Here is a 20,469-nt window from a genome sequence, read left to right as displayed (position 1 = left end):
AACGATTTTAGGGCATCTGCTGCAAACCTTCCCATTTCACTTTCCATTTACCATCATCCGGAATTCCCGGATTGGTGCGGGAACAACCATCATACCCTGCACACATTAAGGCTACAGCTGTTAGTAATCCGCCATTTCCCGGAAGATACAGGCGCAGGCGTTCATCCTGATAATTATGTCCGTTAGGCAACCATGTATTTGTTTGTACCGGAATGAACAATGCGTCGATAGCCTTCTGTCGTAATCCTAAACGGGTAGCAGTCATACTGGTTAGCGGAAAATCCCAGCCCCAGGTTTCTTTCCAGTTCCAGATATCCCATATCTTATTAAAAGTGCGATGCATAACAGCCGTATCCAGGAATGAGCTGGCGGGTAACATTCCCAGAGCTCCCAGTACTGCCGGATGATCTGTCATAAATGGTGCATTGGTATATGAATCCGGTGCACTTTCGGCCGCCAGGTATACACTATCCTGTTGTGGCAATGCAGATAATCCTTTTAACACCACATCCCATGCCGCTTTGCGGGGCAATCCCAACCGCTCCCGCCAGAGCTGGGCAGTAGTAAGTCCCCAACGCCAGTAGGCCAGTTCAAATGTAGGATTAAAGGTTTCTTCCGGCTTAAACCTTTCTTGTGCAGGGATTACCCCCTTGCCTAACACATATCTTTTAGCAGCACTATCATAAGCCGCATAGGAAGCCATAAAATCGGCAGTGGCAAATACAAGGTCTTTATATTTATCTAATGTAGCACGGTTATGATAATGACGATACACCAGTTCTGTCATATAAATATAGTGGGGCTGCTGCCAGAGCAGGAAAGCGCCTACTGAAGACGGGCTTTCATTTCCCTGAGGGTCGGTCATCTTTTGCCAGCGGATGCCTTCATATCCCTGTCGTGCAGCAATAGCCTTAGCTTTTCCGGCTACGGTAGCATACCATTGCAGGCTCTTCTCCATCAGGTCTATCCTGTTCCATAAAGCAAAATGCACAGTGTGCCACCAATACATTTCCAGGTGCGGCTTGCCATACCAGCTGTTATATGTCAGCCCGGTTTCTTGGGGAGGCATATTACCGGCACATTGCACGGCCATCAGGTATTGAGAAAGAATGATCCGGCGTTCCAATTCAAATGCACGCGGATCTGTACTTCCGGAAAAGTCTACTGCTCCTCCCCTCTGCCAATAGGCATTCCAATAAACAGCAGCACTGTTTTTTACCATTTCAAATAATGGTAAATTTTCTTTTCCGTTTTGTTCTGCAAACCTGAAACTGGCCTCAAAAGTATCCTTTTCTGTTGTGGGTGTGATAGAAAAATCATGAGGATGATCTTTATTGATGTTGCTGATTTTAGTTCCCGCAATATGCAGGTAGTAGCGATAATTATCCAGCTGATGCTCAAGAGAATATTGTAGTTTGTCCGCATGAATTTCCGAAGTATGCTTATCATCATTTCCCCGGTTTACACCAGCATCAGCAAACTCACCGGTTGGATATGGGAATCGGATACGGATCTTTAAACGTTTTGTTTTTAAAAGCGCAGAATGTACGCTGACAGCAATCACATCCAGTTCAGGATGTACGGCAGTCATCACATCTACAGGAATTCCTTCTACCACAAAATGGCTTCTGATAAGACCATTCCACAAATCCAGTTCCTGTTTTACATTTTTCAGATCGGCCAGTGTACAAGGTTCTCCATTTTTCTTCAGAATCTCAAACCCGATGTTTCCCAGCTGTAACCGGTGTACATTTTGCCGGAACCAGTCTCCCGCCCGTTTATTCCGTTCCGGTGTATGCCATTGTACGGCATATGTAATATCCCTGTTATGTAAACGGTAGGCTTTCAGACTTTCTTCAAAACGGTATCCGGCAGTATCGGTAAAACTATCCCATCCCCACTGGGATTGTGTTCCCAATGGAATTCCTTTGCTGTAAGCCTCAGGAAAACTTTGCAGTCCTGTTATATCTACAGTGCAGGCAAAACCGCCATTACCGAGTGTTAATGAAGATAATGAGTCGTATTTGATATTGATCACATTATGCCGTTGTACCAGTGCTTTCCGGTTGATGGGTTGCGCCATTACAGCTATAAACTGGATGATCAGTATAGTCAACGTGGTTATCCTTTTCATTCGTGGAATACTATTTATGGAAACGTTTGCATAAAAGGTAACAAACGTTCCTTTAAAATGCAACTTCTTCGTTTACAAAGTATCCTACACTATCCCACAGAGATTTTATAAATTGGGGAATGTCAAATGAAGAAGAAAACCGGGTACACTGGGAAAATATCAGGCAGGGCGATATGCAGGCTTTGCTGGCATTACACGGTAATATCTATTTTCATTTGATTCGTTTTGGACTTAAATTATGTGGTGATGATGAGCTGGTAAAGGATTGTGTGAATCAACTTTTTCTTCAGCTATGGGATAAGAGAACCAAAATGCAACCTGTGACGCAGGTACGTGCGTATCTTTTCACAACCCTCCGTCGCCTGATTCTAGACGAACTGGCTTACCTGGATAAAATGGACAATGCCATACTTCGTATGTCTGGCGAAACGGAGACTAATGAACTTTCTTATGAGGAGATCATTATTAATGTGCAGCATGATGAGGAGCTAAAAAAGAAACTCTACAATGCCATGCAGCAACTCACGCAACGGCAAAAAGAACTTATCCAGCTTAAATTCTTTGATGGGCTCAGCTATGAGCAGATTGCCGCACACACTTCCCAGAGTGTGAAAACGGCTTATAATACAATCTACGATGCCATCAAACAACTCCGGAAACTACTTAAATAAAAAAAGTTCAGAAATCCTTAGGAAAACATTCCGTTTATTCCGTCAGTATAATGGTTAATTAGGGGAGGACAATATCTTATTATGAATATCAGTAATTCCAGCATTGAAGAGTTGGTGTGCGATGAAAGCTTCCAGCACTATTGCCTGGGAAATGACACCGCAGCACAGGCGTATTGGGAAGATCAACTACTACAACATCCCGGAAAAAGAGAAATGGTTGCTGAAGCACGACGCCTTGTTAACATCCTCAGTGCCAACCAGGGCAATCGCCAGGAACAGTCAAATCAACTACGTGACGGATTAATGCAGGCCGCTCAATTACAGCAATTGTTGAGTCTACAAACTCCTAAACGCAGCAAACGCGGACTTTTATATGCCGTTACAGGTATTGCTGCAGCAGGTTTGATCCTGCTGGGGATCCGGATATTAATGGTTAAACCCACACCAGCTACCCATACGGCAACACAAAATCCGCGTCAAACTTATATTCTTGCAGATGGTTCTGTAATTACCCTTCGTGAACATGGGCAGCTGCTGGTAAACCCCTCATTCAACACCAGCAACCGGGAAGTTACCCTGGAGGGAGAAGCATTTTTCGATGTAAAACACAACGGCCGGTTTCCATTCATTGTTCATACAAATACTGCCGACATTACAGTACTGGGTACCACCTTTAATGTAAGTGCATACCCCGGCATGGAAACGGCTGCCACTTTATTCCGTGGTAAGATAGCAGTGAACATGAAGGCTCAACCGGGAAAGAAGATCATCTTAATACCCGATCAGCAACTGGTTATCAGGAATACATCCGAAGCAGAATATAAGATTACACCTGTACAGCACGAAAAGACCTGGATCCGTAACAGGCTGGAAATAGACAATGAGCCGCTGGAAGAAATAGCTAAAAAGCTGGAAAAATGGTACGGTATCCCCGTCATATTCTCAGATGATGCCGTAAAGAGTTATCGTTATTCCGGAACCTTTGAAAGTGAAACCGTATTAAAAGCACTGGAAGCACTACAGCTCTCCTATCCTTTCAACTTTAAGGTGACTAATAATGTGATCATTATCAGTAAGTAATATCTCAACCAAATAAGAGAGGGGAAGTGCAGCGAACACCTCCCCCCGATTTCAGGTTCGCCAATACGTTGCAATTATTTATCAACAAACCCAACCAAAATTATGCGAAAAATTGTGTTTTGGGGCAGGAAGGTTCGTGCCCTTATGCCCAGTCAACTACTATTAACCATGAAACTAGCGACACTGCTATTCTTTCTGACTTGTGTACAGGTATCCGCAAAAAGCTATGCACAGGAAAAAATCAGCCTGCAACTCAGGGAAACGAGCATCCTCCAACTGCTAAAAGCGGTGGAAAAGCAAACCAGCTACCGGTTTGTATATCACAATGAAACCCTGCCAGCAAACAGTAAGATAACTGTAACTGTTAATAAAGCCCCCCTGGAAACAGTACTGGACCAGGCTTTTGCCACTACGAACCTCCATTATGCCATTAAAGAAGACGGACTGGTAGTGATCTATGCCCAGGCAGGAGACCGTGAAATAAAAGGAAAGGTGAATGGAGAAGATAATCTTCCCCTTCCCGGTGTAACAGTAAGAGCTGCCGGCACTAATGCAGGTACCCTTACTGATATCAATGGACAGTATACCCTACAAGTGCCGGAAGGCGCTACTGTCCTCGAATTTTCGCTGGTAGGATATTCAAAACAACAACTCGCCATAAGTGACAGAAAAATCATTAATGTTACTTTACAGATAGATGTACAAACACTAAATAGTGTAACCATTACCGGTTATACCAATTATACCCGTAATAAATCTACCAGTGCAACGGCTATTGTAGGCTCTGATAAAATCAGCCAGGTACCCATGGCTACATTCGACCAGGTATTACAAGGACGTGTACCTGGCCTGGTAGTATCTTCCGGATCAGGACAACCAGGTACCAATGCGAGTGTGGTACTAAGAGGTGTAGGTACTATCAACGGTAGTTCTTCTCTTTTATATGTGGTAGATGGAGTGCCCGTAGAATCCAACTATCTGCAGGCAATAAACCCCTCTGATATTGAATCTGTAACTGTACTGAAAGATGCTTCTTCCAAAGCGTTATACGGATCAAGAGGTTCAAATGGTGTACTCGTAATCACTACCAAAAAAGGGAAAAGTGGGAAGCTTACCATGGAATATAAATCGCAATATGGTATTTCAGAGATGACTACTTCCCGTACTCCTATGATGAATACCAGCGAAAGATTAAAGTTTGAAGAAGAGATAGGTGAAGCCTACGGAACTACGCTGGGACCTGGCTGGGCCTATTCCAAAAAGAACCCGGATTACGCAGCACTATCATCCGCAGAACAACAGATATACGATATGCGGCTTGATAGTATCAGTCACCTGAATGTGAACTGGCGTGACCTTCTGCTCCGCACTGGCAAATTCATGGAACAGCAGGTAAGTGCCAGCGGAGGAAATGAAAATGTACGTTTTTATACTTCTATCAATTATTATAAACAGGATGGTATCGTATTGCGCTCCGGACTGGAAAGATATACTTTGAAGAACAACCTGGATTTCTTCTCAGGTAAATTAACTGGTAATATCAACCTGGGCCTCGGTTATGCTAATTCCAGCTTTATAGAAAGAGAAGGTTCCAGCAGGATCAACAACCCAATTGCAGCTACGATGTATGCACTGCCGTACGAGTATCCTTATGCTGCCGACGGAACGATGATCTTACCGGACAATGCCAGCGACTACAATGCCTTTGGCGATCAGGAAGGTGCTCTTGCCCTGGAAGGGATGCAAAACCGTACACGTACCAATAACCAGATAAAAGGTATTCTCAGCTCATCACTTAACTATGCCATAGGCAGTGGCTTTGTAGCTAAAACGCGCCTGGGTATCGACTTCCGGGAAACAACAGACCAACGTTATATAAACCCTGAATCTTATTCCGGCTCTATTGTAACCGGGGAAAAAGGCAGCTTTGGAGAAGGGCTGGACAGGAATATCGGTTTGATTTCCACCTCCGGCATTACATGGGCTAAAATGATTGCACAACGCCATGATGTAGAGGTATCTGCTTATTATGAGTTCTCACAAAAGAATTATAAGTATTTCAATTATGAAGGATATGGCATTAATGGTCAAATAGGAGAAAATCCGGCAGCAATTACACCAGGATCATCGGACAATGCATTCAGTGCATTACTGGGTGGGGGAAGAGAAAAACGTGCGTTGGTTTCCTACATGGCAGTTGGCCGTTATACACTGGATGGAAAGTATACCCTTAATGCCAGTTACCGCTATGACGGCTCCTCAACAGTTCCAGCTAATCATCGCTGGCATGGATTCTATTCTGCCGGATTGGGTTGGGAGGCTAAAAAGGAATCATTCCTGGCAGACGTTTCTTTTATCAATGACCTCCGTTTCAGGGTAAGTTATGGTACTACTGCCAGTCCTTTCAATGAGCCATTTGGCTATGCAGCAACCTTTGGCAGCACATCTTATAATGGGGTACCAGGCATCTCTCCTACCAAACCTGGTTTTGCAGGTTACGACTGGGAATATGCAAAAGAATTCAATGCCGGATTTGACCTGGCTATCTGGAATAACCGGATACGCATTGTTACAGACGTCTACAATAAAGTAACCAGTAACCTCTTCCTGGCACAGCCGGTATCACAAACTTCAGGTTTCAGTTATTTACTGTTGAATACAGGCGCTATGCGCAACAGAGGTATTGAAACAGATATACAGGCAGATGTATTGAAGGTGGGAGATTTTACATGGAGCCTCGGCGCCAATATCGCTTATAACAAGAATGTGATTACAGACCTCGGTGCTTCCGGACAGTTTGAACAGAACACCACTGAGATTGTGAAAGTAGGTTCTCCCTATGGCTCCCATTATGCACCTAAATGGGCTGGTGTAAATCCCTCAACCGGCGATGGCCAGTATTACACCCGCAGCGGAGAAATCACCACTGACTATAATTTCTCTTCTTTAAGCGTAGCTGAATTTGGTACTTATATTCCGGTTATCACAGGAGGATTCAATACAGGTTTTCGCTGGAAAGGATTTTATCTGAATACACTCTTCACTTTTGCAGATAAAACCAATCGTTATAACAACGAAGACTATTATAACGAAAATCCTGATTTTGCTACCAGCAATCAGACCACACGAATGTTATATAACCGCTGGAAAAAACCAGGTGATAATGCTATCCTGCCAAGATTTGATGATGAAAGACATTTTACATCCCGTGATATACAGGATGCTTCATTTATCCGTTTGAGAAATGTCAATCTGGGTTATAATGTACCCGCTACTATCATGCGCAGAATAAAATATATTAAGGGCATTCATCTATTTGTACAGGCTCAGAACCTTCACACCTGGACGAAATGGCGGGGGTTTGACCCTGAGGATAATAACGGAGAAGCGCAGTTCGATTATCCTAATGCAAGAACATATACAGCAGGTTTGAATGTTAACTTTTAATTGATGAACATGACTACTAAAAATATTTTCGTCATCACACTGATATTGTCAGTTTTCATGATGGCATGCAACAAGAAACTGGATCTTAAACCTTCTGATACCATTGATGCCGAAAAAGCATACAGGAATATAACCGATATGAATGAAGGCGTAATAGGCGCCTATCAGGCCCTTACATCTACTACTATCCGCAGTGTATCTCTGGTATCGGATGAATGTATGCTCCCCAATGATAATGCTACCGGTCAGTTTGTGGGCACTTATCGCTGGCAATATGATCCAAGCAGCACAACAATCACAAATGCATGGGGCGAATTATATATAGTGATAGACCGGCTTAACAGAGTACTCGCAGCAGCAGACATAATAAAACTCAAAAAAGAAGATACCCTCTTACGTGATCAGTATAAAGGGGAGTTACTGGCATTAAGGGCTTATTGCCATCTTGAATTATTGAGAAACTTTGCAGATAAATATGAAGCTACTGCGAAGGGAGTTCCCTTCATGACTGAATCCAAAATAAGTTCTCCTTCCAGAGATAATTTTGGGCAGGTGATCAGTAAGATTAATGCTGATCTGACTGCGGCAAGAGAGTTATTTCCCGCTTCGTTTGAAGAGAAAACAAGGATTACGCTGAATACCGTAATTGCCATCCAGGCAAGAACAGCATTGTATGCAAAAGACTGGACGAATGCCGCCACTTATGCAAAAGAAGTTATAGACGCCGAACCACTGGCAGGCAGAACAGACTTTCCCCGAATATGGACACCTGAAAAGAACAATGCAGAAGTATTATGGCGGCTTGCCCGCACATCCAGCGACGAGGATTTTGCAGGAGATACTTATTATGATACCAGAGGATTTATTTTATATGTGCCTTCATTTGCATTATTGAATACATTTGACAAAGACAATGATATACGGTTTTCTGCTTACATCCGTACAAGTCCTGATGCCGGCGGTACAAATGCTCCTTACATTGTAAGTAAATACGAAGGGAACACTGAAGAGACCCAGAACCTGGCTGATATGATCCCCTTCCGTACCGGAGAAATGTACCTTATCCTGGCAGAAGCTCTTGCTGAAGGTGATGATACAGAAGGTGGAGCAAATGCACTGAATGAGTTGCGGACAGCACGCATCACAGGTTACACAGCAGAAACATTTGCGGGTAAAGACACATTGATCAGAGCAATTTATTCAGAGCGTTTTAAAGAACTTGCCTTTGAAGGACATCGCTTCTTTGACCTTCGCAGAAGGAATCTTCCAGTAAGCCGCTTACCGGAAGATGCGGTGAATGCACTTGGAGCCACATTGTTACAATCAACCGATACCCGGTATACTTTCCCTATCCCTGATGCGGAAATTATGGCTAACAAAAACATGTTGCAAAACAGCAATTACTGATCTAATATATTGGAATTATGCTTTTAAGATTCATAACCTGTTTCATTTTATGTTGTTCGTTCCTAAATGCCGGTGCTCAAAGGAGACCGGCATCTGTAGGAATTACAGGAGATACTGCGGATGTACAGACACCTGTAAAAGGCGGGATAGTCCTGATGGGAGGAAGCACAAGTGTAGATGCTGCTTTCAAATGGATGCTGGAAAGAAGTGGCGGTGGAGATGTGGTAATTCTCCGGGCTACCGGCACAGATGCTTACAATAGTTACATTGATGAACTAGGTAAATGCAACTCGGTAGAAACATTAAAAATAGACAGCCGGGATCTTGCCAACAATGATACTGTTGCAAACATCATCCGCCATGCAGAAATGCTGTTCATAGCTGGAGGGGATCAGTCCAACTATCTCCGTTATTGGCAAGGGACTAAAACAGATGCCGCCATTAACTATCTGCTGAATGTGAAAAAAGCTCCCGTAGGTGGCACCAGTGCTGGCTGTGCCATACTGAGTGGTCTTTACTATAGCGGGGAAGGTGGCAGCGCCGTTTCTATCGAAACACTGGCCAATCCGTACGACTCACTTGTAACTCTGCACAACAATGACTTCCTGCACCCTCCATACCTTCATGATGTATTAACAGACCAGCACTATATTGCCCGCGGGCGGGAAGGCAGGCATGTTACCTTTCTTGCACGTATTGCGAAAGATTGGCAACTGTTTGCCAAAGGTATTGCAGTAGATGAAAGAACAGCCGTTTGCATCGATGAGAAAGGTAATGCCAGCGTAATGGGAAGCAGTAATGCCTATTTTATCTACACCAATAAAACTACTCCTCCTGAACGCTGCATAACAGGACAACCACTAAACTGGTATGCACAGCAGAAAGCATTGCAGGTATATGAACTACCGGCCTCAGAAGGTAGTCATTTTGATGTAGCCCACTTCGATAAAACGAAAGCACAGGGAGGTACCTGGAGTTGGTGGTGGGTAGATAATGGACGCCTTGTAAAAAGTGATTACCCTCAGCCACAAAAAGGTAAATATGTGATGGTAATTCACGGAGGAGCAGGGACTATTCTTAAAAAGAATATGACACCGGAAAAGGAAGCGGCCTACAGAGCAGCACTGAAAGAAGCGCTGACCACAGGATATGAGACATTACAGGCAGGTAAAACCAGCATTGATGCTGTGGAAGCAACCATCCGTGTACTGGAAGATTGTCCCTTATTCAATGCAGGGAAAGGCGCTGTATTCACTCATGATGGCAGGAATGAAATGGATGCAGCCATCATGAATGGTAAAACATTGGAAGCGGGAGCCGTAGCAGGCGTATCTACCATTCGTAATCCTATCAGTGCTGCCAGGGCAGTAATGGAAAAGTCGGAACATGTAATGATGACCGGCCGTGGAGCAGAACAATTTGCAAAGGATGCGGGTCTGGAAATTGTGGATCCCAAATATTTCTGGACACAGGAACGCTGGGATGGCTTGCAGCAGGCATTAAAAGAAGACTCCCTGAAAAGTAAACTGGATCATAGCTATCAGCAGCCTGGTAAACTGGGAATCGAAAACAGGGATAACAAATTTGGTACTGTTGGCGCCGTAGCGCTGGACAAGTCAGGCAACCTGGCAGCAGCTACTTCTACCGGCGGGATGACGAACAAAAAATATGGCCGTATTGGCGATTCCCCCATTATTGGTGCAGGTACCTATGCCAATAACAAAACGGTGGCTGTTTCCTGTACGGGTTGGGGTGAATTTTACATCCGTAATGTAGTGGCTTACGACCTTTCCGCATTGATAGCTTACAAAGGGCTGTCTGTGGAGGAAGCAGGGAAAACAGTGATTGCCAAAGTAGATGCAATGGGTGGTGATGGAGGATTGATTGCGCTGGATAAAGACGGGAATATTGCATTACCGTTCAATACAGAAGGGATGTACCGGGGTACAGTTACGGCTGATGGAAAGATTGAGATTTACATTTATAAAGAGGACTGATAAAAAGGTAAGAGGCTATCTCGGTTTGAGATAGCCTCATCAATAAAGAATGGTTTATATAATCGTTACATAAGTGCTTACCGCACTATATGAGTTTAATTCAAAAAGCTAAACTTGTTTTCAAACAACTTTCCTATACCAGGAACGGGGCTCATAACTTCGTTAGAAGCTGAGATAATACCTAAAATCAGTAATATCAATGGAAGAAGGCCGGCTATTGATAAAATAGTACCTAGTGTGGGGATCACTGAAGCTATAATACCTAGTACAATCATTAATGCAATGGAGAAAATGAAAATGCCTAAAGCCTGAGCAAGATGATAACGAACAAGCGAACTCTTTTCATTATTATTCTTGTACTGGAAGTATGCAATCACCCAGCCAATTAGTGTGATGTAGGCAACAATTGCCAACGTTTTGTTCTTCATGATATTTTTTTAGTGTTTAAGAATGTGGTAGCAAAAGTATCGTCCCTTGATATCCCTTGCTATTTTTCCACAACTACAGATGGACTACAGACATAAAAACAAACGTCTACCAAACAACTACGAACACGACAATCCTATACAAATCAACTATTTACACTATCCGTTCCAGTAGTCGAAGTCTTCGCAGCCTGGCTGTCACGGGTATTTTTCTGTACACTTATAGCTCCAAAAATGCTCAGCAGAAAGGCAAAGGCATAAAAACCTTTTTCACTTGGCAACAATGTGGCATTCCATAATCCTACTGTTAACAATAAAAGGGTTAATATGGTGGAAACCCAACTGATTCCATAATAGATATCGGTAACCGGTATTCCTTCCAAACGGTCTCTTACACATTTCTGCACAGAGACACCTGCAAATAATCCATACATTAATATTGTGAAATAATACCCCTTTTCATTCAATTGCATCTGGGCATTCCAGAGTCCAATTATATATCCCGATACCCCTATAAACAATGCCAGCCACGAAGTTGCTATAAATGCAAACGACGGTTTTTGTTTCATCTTTCAACTATTATTTCGAAAGCAAAAGTAGCTTATTCAAGTAGTGTGGGGAATAGCTGAAATCAGGGATATCGTATATCGGATTATGTAAATAGATGATAATCAACCTAGACCAATATTTACAATCATGTTTTTCAGTAAACTATTTCCGAAATGGCTTACGAAAGCAACATCTGCAGCATCCCGTCCATAAGCCAATACAATCCGCCCACCTCTGGGTTCTCGCTGCGTAGCATCGAAGCAATACCATCTTCCTCCTACATATGCTTCAAACCACGCGTGCAGATCCATCGGCTTCAGGTCATAAAGATATCCTGCCACCATACGGGCCGGTATATCCAGCCCCCGGCACAGGGTAATCCCTAAATGTGTAAAATCCCGGCATACCCCTACTCTGGATAACAGCACATCCGATGCTGCAGTAGAGCTGTTACTTGTACCGTATTCATAACGAATATTAGAATTGATCCATTTGCAGATGGCATCCACCTGAGCATAACCAGGTGCACACCCTTCTGTTAACGTTATTGCCAGGCTGGCAAATTTATCCGATTCACAATACCGGCTCGGTAAAAGAAACTGTAATACATGATCCGGTAACTCCGGCATCGGCATCCAGGACGCATTCATATTCACATCTATGGTATCAGAGCAGTCCACCAATGCACGGCTTTCTACGCGAAATGATCCTTGAGGGATGATAATTCGCTGGCATAAATTGCGGTATATATCTGGAAATTCAATTACTGGTGTGTAAGGCGTTGTTATCAGTTCATTCCTTACAACAAACTGGGCATTCCCACTTTGAGGATGCAACATGAAAATACTTGGTACAGGGGTTTCTGAAGAAAATTCAAGCGAGCAGTAAGCATCTAACAACATATTGTTTAAGGTACATTTTTCCGGTTATATCTGAAAACATATTTAAAAGAAGGCCAACAGAATCTGCAATTATCAGATCCGAATGGACATCTGCAACCCGGAACCGGGATTAATAAAACATGTAAAACCTAGCCAAGAATATCTCTCCCAGAAATAAAATATTCAGAATATCCTTATTGAAACCTTTACTGGTACTGCATTATATAATATTGCTTATAAGCTACTTATATCCTGCTTCCAAGCTGGTTATATGGTTCCTATAAGCTAAGCATATAGGAACCATATAAGAACCATATAGGAAGAGGCCTTCCAGCTTATAAGCATATAGGAATACTAGTACACATTGTTACCCTCTTGTCTTTATAAACTGTTAAATAATTGGCTTTCTAAACATTGCCAAATCCTTAACAATCGCGCAAAACGGCTTCCAATGGGCTCTTACAGATTATATTTATTTAATTGTTAATATGGATTTTTCATCAACAGATTTTTGCATTAAACATCGGGCAATGCCGGCGAGTCATAAATACATAACCAAATTGAAAAGAAATGAAAACAGTCATATTAACAACAACAGCTATTTTCTTAGCAGTAGTTACTACCGAAGCAAGCAATTTCAGGTTGGCAGACAATAATAAAATCAAAAAAGAGAGACGCATTGCGGACAAAGGGGTCAGCAACTTTTCCAAAGAACAGTTTGCCTTTGATTTTGATCATACATCAGAACCCGTTTGGAGAAGATCGTCACTCTTTGATGAAGTGGCCTTTATAAAAGATGGAAAGAAACTAACTGCGTTTTACGATACACATTCCCAACTGGTAGGTACTACTTCATTAGTTAAGTTTTCTGTCCTGCCCATCAATGCTCAACAGGAAATAAAAAAGAATTATAAGAATTATAGCGTTGGATCAGTTATTGAATATGACGATAATGAGCTGAATGCGACCGACATTGAATTATTCGGACTCCAGACAGATGCTGCAGACAGCTACTTTGTTGAATTAAAGAAGGATAATAAGAGTATTATATTACAGGTATTCAAAAGTGGCGATGTGACATACTTCCATGACATGAAATAAGGCTGGATTAAATAGGGCATATCATTAAGTAAGATATGCCCTATTGGATCTGTTTAAACAATTCTTCCCATCAACGGATCCGTTTTAGTTACTTTCCCGGTTTCAACCCGTCCGGCAAAACGTTCCATCATGTCAGCACCCTTAATACTTACTGTAAAGTCATACCAGTTGTAATTCTTAGACAAGTTCAGTATTACTTTTACGGTTTCTTTAGCGGCCACGGTTTTATTGATAGTACCTGCTTTATAACTATTATCAATAATACTGATCTCATGAGAATTAGAATCATTATTAGTAATCCTTAGCTCAATGTTGCCAGTTAGATTCTTTTGCTGCTTCTGGTAATTACTTTCTATCCGGATAAGGGGGTTGTTACTATTTCCTGCAAACTCACGGTAAAAGCCATTCGGAGCATATACCCGGAGATGGTAATTTCCATTTTCAAATTCACTGATCTTCCACTCATCCTTTAAAGTATCTCCGGCGGCAGTGGTATATTCCCAGGTCCGCAATACTTCATTTCTGTATGGGTTCATTGCATACACCATAAAAGGAGCTCCTGCTGACTGATTCCCAAAAATGGAATTACCAGCAGAAAGGTTTATTTCATAACTGCCCTTACTTTTATCAAAGTTTCCGTTTACATACAGCTCATAAGGTAATGCACACGCTTCCCTGACTCCTTTTTCCTGTTGAGGGAAATAAGGCGACAGTGAATGGTCTTTGTTGATCAGGTCAATTTCAGACTGTCCCAGTGCCTTGAAATTATTGGGTATCTCTTTGAATTTTGCGTTGTTAATTTGTTCGATAAATGCTTGTTTTTCTAAAAACCGTGGAGCGTTGATCTTTTCTCCATTATAAGGTCTGAAGGCTGCACTGAGGTCTCCACAGATGGTCCTGCGCCATTGTGAGATATTCTCTTCCTTCACCTCTTTTTTAAACTTTTTTTGTATAAAATTCTCCAGAAATTGAAGGGATGAAGTGTGGTCAAACAGTTCTGAGCATACAAATCCTCCACGCGTCCAGGGAGACGCAATTACCATAGGTACCCTATAGCCCAATCCGATGGAGCTTTCCCTGATCCTGTCGTCCTGGGCAGAAGGGTTTGTTTGCTGATCTTTTGTTACAAAATCCATCCGGGGATCTATTCCTTTTGACACCTTGCCGGTATATTCTTTGTAAGGATTAGGAACAGCATAAGGGGGAACATGATCAAAGAATCCATCATTCTCATCATAAGTAAGAATAAAAATAGTTTTCTTCCATACTTCCGGATTCTGCAATAATATTTCCATCACCTCATTCGTGTACCATGGACCAAACCAGGGCACGCCAGGGTGATCGGAAAAATTAGCCGGAGGCATCAACCAGGATACCGTTGGCAATGTGCCATTTTTCACATCTTCCCTGAACTGATGTAAAATATCCCCCTTGGGAAGATTCAATTCCCGTTCTGTACCATCATCATTATATTTCAATGTGGATAATTCATGAAACTTAGGGTCGTTGCTGTTAATGGTAAAGGCCTTTGCATTCAGCTTTTTCTTTTCTTCACTAAGATTATTATACACTTCAGTGGTATAGGCCAATTTATCTTCTTCGATCTTAGCCAATACTTTTCTTGCGGCGGCTAATTTCTGATTTACTTCATCTGTTGATGTTTCTTTTTCAAGGGCTGCAATTTCCTTCAGCATATTAGCTTTCTTCAGATCTAGATTGGCTATACTACCGGGATGCAGGCGAACATTAAATTGTTTAAAGTATTCCAGTACATTAGTTCCGAAGTTGCTCAACCAGGCACTTTCATCGCCCTTCAGTCCATAACCTATTGTCAGCTCATTCTGATATACTTTCCAGGAGATACCCTGTTCTTCCAATCGTTCAGGATAGGTTTTCCAGTCCAGTTCGGGGAAGGCATAATTGGTCACATTCCATAAATGCGCTTTGGAATCAACTACATTACGTTCACGAACAGTGCCCGTCATCCAGTAATGACGGTTGGGATGCGTTCCGGTGATACTTGAACAAAAGTTCTGATCGCATACGGTAAAAGCATCTGCAAGCGAATAATAAAAGGGGAAATCAGATCGGTCGCAATATCCCAGCGTAAGCGGCAATTTTGAATATTCTTTGTTAGTTGCCGTCTTTACATCCAGCCATCTGTCGTACTTCCCATCATTTCTTGCATCTGTCTGATCGGTCCAGTTGTGAGGAGTAGAACCCATCCACGGTACTTTGGTATCTTTCGTATTCAGCCGGAAAGGCACATAGGTTTCGCCTTCTTTATTTGACTGCAACCACACTTTATTCTTATTGCTTAGCTGGATAGCACGGGGATCATTAAATCCCCGGACTCCTTGTAAGGTCCCAAAAAGATGATCAAAAGAGCGGTTCTCCTGCATAAGGAAAACGATATGTTCTGCATCATAGAATGTGCTGCCCATCTCAGGGTTTATAGCCAGTGCTTTCTGTATAGCAGGTGGCATAAAGCTGGCAAGAGCAGCACTGCCGGATAACAGTCCTGCTTTTTTCAAGAAATCTCTGCGGGTATCCATGTTGTCCAAATTAATTTTGTTGCCTGGTCTATTAAGATCTGCTATTTCCCCTGAACTTTCGTTGATATTTTGTTGAACGGTTATCAGCGTTGTTTAATCATTTTTCGATTATTCAGGTGCCAGTCCGTTTCCATTTATACGTCGCTCAAATATAGAGTTTGAATGAAGTTTATAGTATTAAATTAAGGTTAAGAAGGGATTCTTCTTTTTATATAATTGAATCATTTTAAATGCAGAACATCTTGTAATTGTTCCCTGTCTTCATCTGTCAGATGAACAACCTGCTCCATCAGTTTCATTATTTCTGTTCTCTTACCGGCATCCAGCAGGAGGCTTATCAGTCCAACGTTTATACGTTGCTGTTCTCTGTTCAATCCCTGGAATAAACGCGGCTCTATACAGTACATTCCTTTTACAACACGCAGTAATTCTCTTTTCCGTTGTTCATCATCAAACTTTGGAAAAATCCCATTCCGGTCATACACATCCACTAGTTTTTCTGCGGCTTCTCCATCAACAAAGGCTTTTTGCCGGATCCTTAACAGGCTGTGTAAATGCCCCATCAACGCTTTAAATGTGCTGTGATGTCTGGTCTTCTCAAACAGGTTCTGTGATTGTTCTGTATCAGCAGGATTAAACGCATCAAAATAGCGGGATTCAACATACACGCTATGATAAAATCCAATCGCATTATTATTAAAAGAAGTAAGATCCTTGAAAACTTCCTGTTGCGCAGAATTCAGAAAATAGAAAAAGAATTTATCCCCTATCTTCTCGGACCATCTCACAAATGTGATCTTAAAATAATTATCCTTTCCTTCCGCATCTCTTATTGGCAGCGTATCAATGTCGCTCTCTGCAATTAATTGCTGGTACGAAACAGGCACACCGTTTATCCTGATCTGAAACTCTTTTTCCCTGTTCAACATCAGAAACCAACCGTATTCACGAATCAAAAAAGATTTAAACTCTTCCGACTGGAATGAAAATCCGGATACTTCAAACAGGTCATAAAAGGTAACGGTTGTCCCGGTAGGCTCGTTTGTTACAGTTCTCCTATTATGAGGATCAAAATAATCCTTTGTATTGCGGGTGATTATAATTTCATATGCCGATAATCCTTCATTATCCTGATACACAGTTTTCCATACAGCCTTTCCACTGAATGCAGAGAAGGAAAAGCGTCCGCGCCCCTTATTCCCTTTTATAACGGAAGATGACTTCTGAAAAGAAGCCTTTTTAATAGAATCATTAAAATTGCCGAACGTTTCCTTTAACTGATTAAAATCTATTCCCGATCCATTATCACTGATAGATAAACTATTGATCGTTCCAATCTCATTTGTATCAAAGTCTATGTTAATAACAGAAGCGCCTGCATCAAAACCATTCCAGATATATTCAGCCACTGCTTCCATATAATCTCTGGGAAGGCCGGAAGACTGTATACCTGTATCTGTAACAGATACCTTTTCTCTCATTACTAATATTTTTAGTATGCGAAAATAAGAAAATGATTGGTAATCAGTAGCAACTATGAATTTAAATCGAATTGGGTACAGAAGTGAATAAAATTCGTATATGTCGTGTGATATTTTAAATAGAAATGCAATAAGTATTCTAATGGCAAAGAATTAAAAAACTATGTAACAATTCGAGGAAGAATTTTTTCCTGGTCTTATTGACTTATTTGTTTTTTAAGGATTTATTGAATTTTAGTAACTTGCTAGTATAGATTTCCCCCCTAGAATTTATTGCGTCCAGAAGTTAACCTCTCAATGTCGGCAATGGTTTGTTGTAAAGACAATCAGAGTCCGGTTATGAAGGGACAGTGCAATAATTTAAGATGATAAAATCAGACTTCTGAAGTAGCGGAACAATCGTGAACAAGGTTCATGTTTGTAATACGTTTATTTTGGAATTGTAATCATATAAATCACCTACATACAAAGTTCATGGAAAACAGTCAAATCATTATTTATCAAACAGAGGATGGACAAACGTCCATAGATGTGACAATAGATCAGGAAACTGTTTGGCTTGACCAATATCAGCTTTCCGATCTTTTTCAAACAGATAGGACATCTATCACAAAACATGTAAAAAATATTTATAAATCATCTGAACTGGACGAAACTACAACTTGTGCAAAAATTGCACAAGTTCAGGAGGAAGGCTCCAGAAAGGTTAAACGCCAGATCACCCGTTATAATCTGGATATGATCATATCTGTCGGATATCGGGTTAATTCGATAAGAGGGACTCAATTCCGTATCTGGGCGAACAAGATATTAAAGGAATATCTTGTGAAAGGGTATTCAGTAAATGAGAAACGACTGCAAGAACAAGGGCAACGGTTTAATGCTTTAAAGCAGACAGTCCGCTTGTTAGGGAATGTAATTGAAAACCAGCCTTTGACAAATGATGAAGCAAGCGGATTATTGAGAGTCATCACGGATTATACCTATGCACTGGACATTCTGGATAAATATGATCACCGCAAGCTCACTATAGAAGCAACACATAAGGAACAAACTTTTATAGCTACATACCACGAAGCTATAAAAGCCATACAGGGATTAAAAGATAAGTTTGGCGGAAGTAGCCTATTCGGCAATGAAAAAGATGAATCCTTCAGAAGTTCCATTGCCACGATCTATCAATCGTTTGATGGTAATGACCTTTATCCAAGTATCGAAGAAAAGGCAGCACATTTGTTATATTTTGTAGTAAAGAATCATTCCTTTTCTGATGGCAACAAACGGATTGCTGCTTTTCTGTTTGTCTGGTTTTTAGAAAAAAACCGTATTCTTTACTATAACGACGGTACAAAACGTATTGCTGACAATGCTCTTGTTGCTCTCACATTGATGATCGCGGAAAGCAAACCCGATGAAAAAGATATTATAGCCCAGGTTGTGGTAAGCCTTATCAATGGTTATAATTAGACATCCTATCAAAGTAAAAGGCGTTGAAGTGTATGCAAATAATGCGGAGAATAAAGGCGGTATTCTCCGCATTATTTGCGTATAAAAACTTGATTGTGGGCAGAATATATATTCATCAACTGAAAGAATGGCTCAATTTCAAATGGAATAACAAGCTGATCAGCCAGCTTTTGATAGAAGTACGCCACAATCAGGAGCGACTATTAAGCCATATGGAAGGTTTGAGCCATCATTTACAGGAAGAAGCTTCCCTTCAAACGCTAACGATGGATGTTTTGAAGTCCAGTGAAATTGAAGGCGAAATATTGAATCCTGACCAGGTGCGCTCTTCCATTGCGCGGCGTTTGGGAATGGACATTGCCGGGCTTATTCCTGCCGATAGAAATGTTGAGGGTGTCGTTGAAATGATGCTTGACGCCACACAGCGGTATACTACACCTTTGACTGCCGAACGTCTATATGGATGGCATGCATCATTGTTTCCAACAGGGTATAGCAGCATATATAAGATCATTGTTGGTAAATGGCGCAATAATAGTATAGACTATCCAATGCAAGTTGTCTCTGGTGCAATGGGACGCAAGAAGATCCATTTTCAGGCTCCAGATTCTGACAGACTGGATATTGAAATGAACAGGTTCCTGGATTGGTTTAATTCTGAAGAAAAGGCTGACCCGGTTATAAAAGCCGCCATCACGCATCTTTGGTTTGTGACCATTCACCCTTTTGATGATGGCAATGGACGTATCGCACGTGCTATCACTGATATGCAACTAGCGCGTGCTGATAAAAGTCAGCAACGTTTTTATAGCATGTCAGCGCAAATCAGGATCGAACGGAACAACTATTATGACATCCTAGAGAAAACCCAAAAAGGCACGCTGGATATAACATCATGGCTGCAATGGTTCCTGTCGTGCCTTGATCGCGCTATTGGAGCTACAGATACAACCTTGGCCACTGTCATGAGAAAGGCAAGATTCTGGGAGAATCCGACTTCACAAACAGTAAATGACAGGCAAAAGCTCATGCTTAATAAATTGCTGGATGGATTTCATGGCAAATTGACTTCATCCAAATGGGCTACCATTGCCAAAACTTCACAAGACACGGCGATCCGTGATATTCAAGATTTGATAGAACGGGGACTCCTGGTCAAAGAACTTGCCGGGGGACGAAGTACAAGCTATATTTTGAAGGAAGAATAAAAGAAGATAGAACTAATGTTAACTTATGCAAGATTCTTGCAGACAGACTGCTGCAAGAATCTCGTT

General features: G+C 41.7%; 14 protein-coding genes. 8 read left to right on the top strand and 6 right to left on the bottom strand.

The window, feature by feature from the left end:
* Nucleotides 1–7: 7 nt before the first annotated feature.
* On the bottom strand, nucleotides 8–2,134 hold the full coding sequence (locus tag BM176_RS27150; RefSeq protein ID WP_090107553.1) for a hypothetical protein: 2,127 nt from the start codon (nucleotides 2,132–2,134) through the stop codon (nucleotides 8–10).
* Nucleotides 2,135–2,253: 119 nt separating this feature from the next.
* Here BM176_RS27150 and BM176_RS27145 point away from each other — a divergent pair, with 119 nt between their 5' ends.
* The 5 genes from BM176_RS27145 to BM176_RS27125 all read left to right on the top strand — a co-directional run bounded on the left by BM176_RS27145 (nucleotide 2,254) and on the right by BM176_RS27125 (nucleotide 10,736).
* Nucleotides 2,254–2,805, top strand: a complete 552-nt coding sequence (locus BM176_RS27145) for an RNA polymerase sigma factor (RefSeq protein ID WP_090107552.1) — start codon at nucleotides 2,254–2,256, stop codon at nucleotides 2,803–2,805.
* 81 nt (nucleotides 2,806–2,886) lie between these two features.
* Complete coding sequence (locus BM176_RS27140) at nucleotides 2,887–3,885, top strand: FecR family protein (RefSeq protein WP_090107551.1); 999 nt, start codon at nucleotides 2,887–2,889, stop codon at nucleotides 3,883–3,885.
* Nucleotides 3,886–4,053: 168 nt separating this feature from the next.
* The gene (locus BM176_RS27135; RefSeq protein WP_090107550.1) at nucleotides 4,054–7,332 is read left to right on the top strand and encodes a SusC/RagA family TonB-linked outer membrane protein; all 3,279 of its coding nucleotides are present in this window, start codon (nucleotides 4,054–4,056) and stop codon (nucleotides 7,330–7,332) included.
* A 9-nt stretch (nucleotides 7,333–7,341) separates the two neighbouring features.
* Nucleotides 7,342–8,739 carry a RagB/SusD family nutrient uptake outer membrane protein gene (locus BM176_RS27130; protein ID WP_218162292.1) on the top strand — a complete coding sequence of 466 codons (1,398 nt, stop codon included), beginning with the start codon at nucleotides 7,342–7,344 and terminating at the stop codon, nucleotides 8,737–8,739.
* Nucleotides 8,740–8,756: 17 nt separating this feature from the next.
* Nucleotides 8,757–10,736: an isoaspartyl peptidase/L-asparaginase gene (locus BM176_RS27125; RefSeq protein WP_090107548.1), complete on the top strand. Its 1,980-nt coding sequence runs from the start codon at nucleotides 8,757–8,759 to the stop codon at nucleotides 10,734–10,736.
* A gap of 95 nt (nucleotides 10,737–10,831) precedes the next feature.
* Here BM176_RS27125 and BM176_RS27120 read toward each other — a convergent pair whose 3' ends face one another.
* The 3 genes from BM176_RS27120 to BM176_RS27110 form a co-directional block, all read right to left on the bottom strand.
* A complete protein-coding gene (locus BM176_RS27120) occupies nucleotides 10,832–11,164 on the bottom strand; it encodes a magnetosome magnetite crystal formation protein family (protein ID WP_090107547.1) in 333 nt (110 codons plus the stop codon).
* 143 nt (nucleotides 11,165–11,307) lie between these two features.
* On the bottom strand, nucleotides 11,308–11,730 hold the full coding sequence (yiaA, locus tag BM176_RS27115) for an inner membrane protein YiaA (protein WP_090107546.1): 423 nt from the start codon (nucleotides 11,728–11,730) through the stop codon (nucleotides 11,308–11,310).
* 102 nt (nucleotides 11,731–11,832) lie between these two features.
* Nucleotides 11,833–12,612, bottom strand: a complete 780-nt coding sequence (locus BM176_RS27110) for a transglutaminase-like domain-containing protein (RefSeq protein ID WP_090107545.1) — start codon at nucleotides 12,610–12,612, stop codon at nucleotides 11,833–11,835.
* A 549-nt stretch (nucleotides 12,613–13,161) separates the two neighbouring features.
* Here BM176_RS27110 and BM176_RS27105 point away from each other — a divergent pair.
* Entirely contained in the window at nucleotides 13,162–13,692 is a 531-nt protein-coding gene (locus tag BM176_RS27105; RefSeq protein WP_090107544.1) for a hypothetical protein, read from the top strand.
* Nucleotides 13,693–13,745: 53 nt separating this feature from the next.
* On the opposite strand, the gene BM176_RS27100 is transcribed toward BM176_RS27105, so the two are convergent.
* Entirely contained in the window at nucleotides 13,746–16,247 is a 2,502-nt protein-coding gene (locus BM176_RS27100; RefSeq protein WP_090107543.1) for a phosphocholine-specific phospholipase C, read from the bottom strand.
* Between the two features lie 221 nt (nucleotides 16,248–16,468).
* A complete protein-coding gene (locus BM176_RS27095; RefSeq protein WP_090107542.1) occupies nucleotides 16,469–17,728 on the bottom strand; it encodes an ATP-binding protein in 1,260 nt (419 codons plus the stop codon).
* 474 nt (nucleotides 17,729–18,202) lie between these two features.
* Here BM176_RS27095 and rhuM point away from each other — a divergent pair, with 474 nt between their 5' ends.
* Nucleotides 18,203–19,195 carry a virulence protein RhuM/Fic/DOC family protein gene (gene rhuM, locus BM176_RS27090; protein WP_090107541.1) on the top strand — a complete coding sequence of 331 codons (993 nt, stop codon included), beginning with the start codon at nucleotides 18,203–18,205 and terminating at the stop codon, nucleotides 19,193–19,195.
* A gap of 41 nt (nucleotides 19,196–19,236) precedes the next feature.
* The gene (locus BM176_RS27085) at nucleotides 19,237–20,403 is read left to right on the top strand and encodes a Fic family protein (RefSeq protein WP_177230566.1); all 1,167 of its coding nucleotides are present in this window, start codon (nucleotides 19,237–19,239) and stop codon (nucleotides 20,401–20,403) included.
* The last annotated feature ends 66 nt before the right edge of the window (nucleotides 20,404–20,469 follow it).

Origin of the sequence: Chitinophaga sp. CF118, from assembly GCF_900112615.1 — a bacterium.
In the GTDB taxonomy this organism is placed as follows: Bacteria; Bacteroidota; Bacteroidia; order Chitinophagales; family Chitinophagaceae; genus Chitinophaga.
Note: the sequence above shows the minus strand (reverse complement) of the source record. Positions and strands in the feature narration are given on the sequence as shown.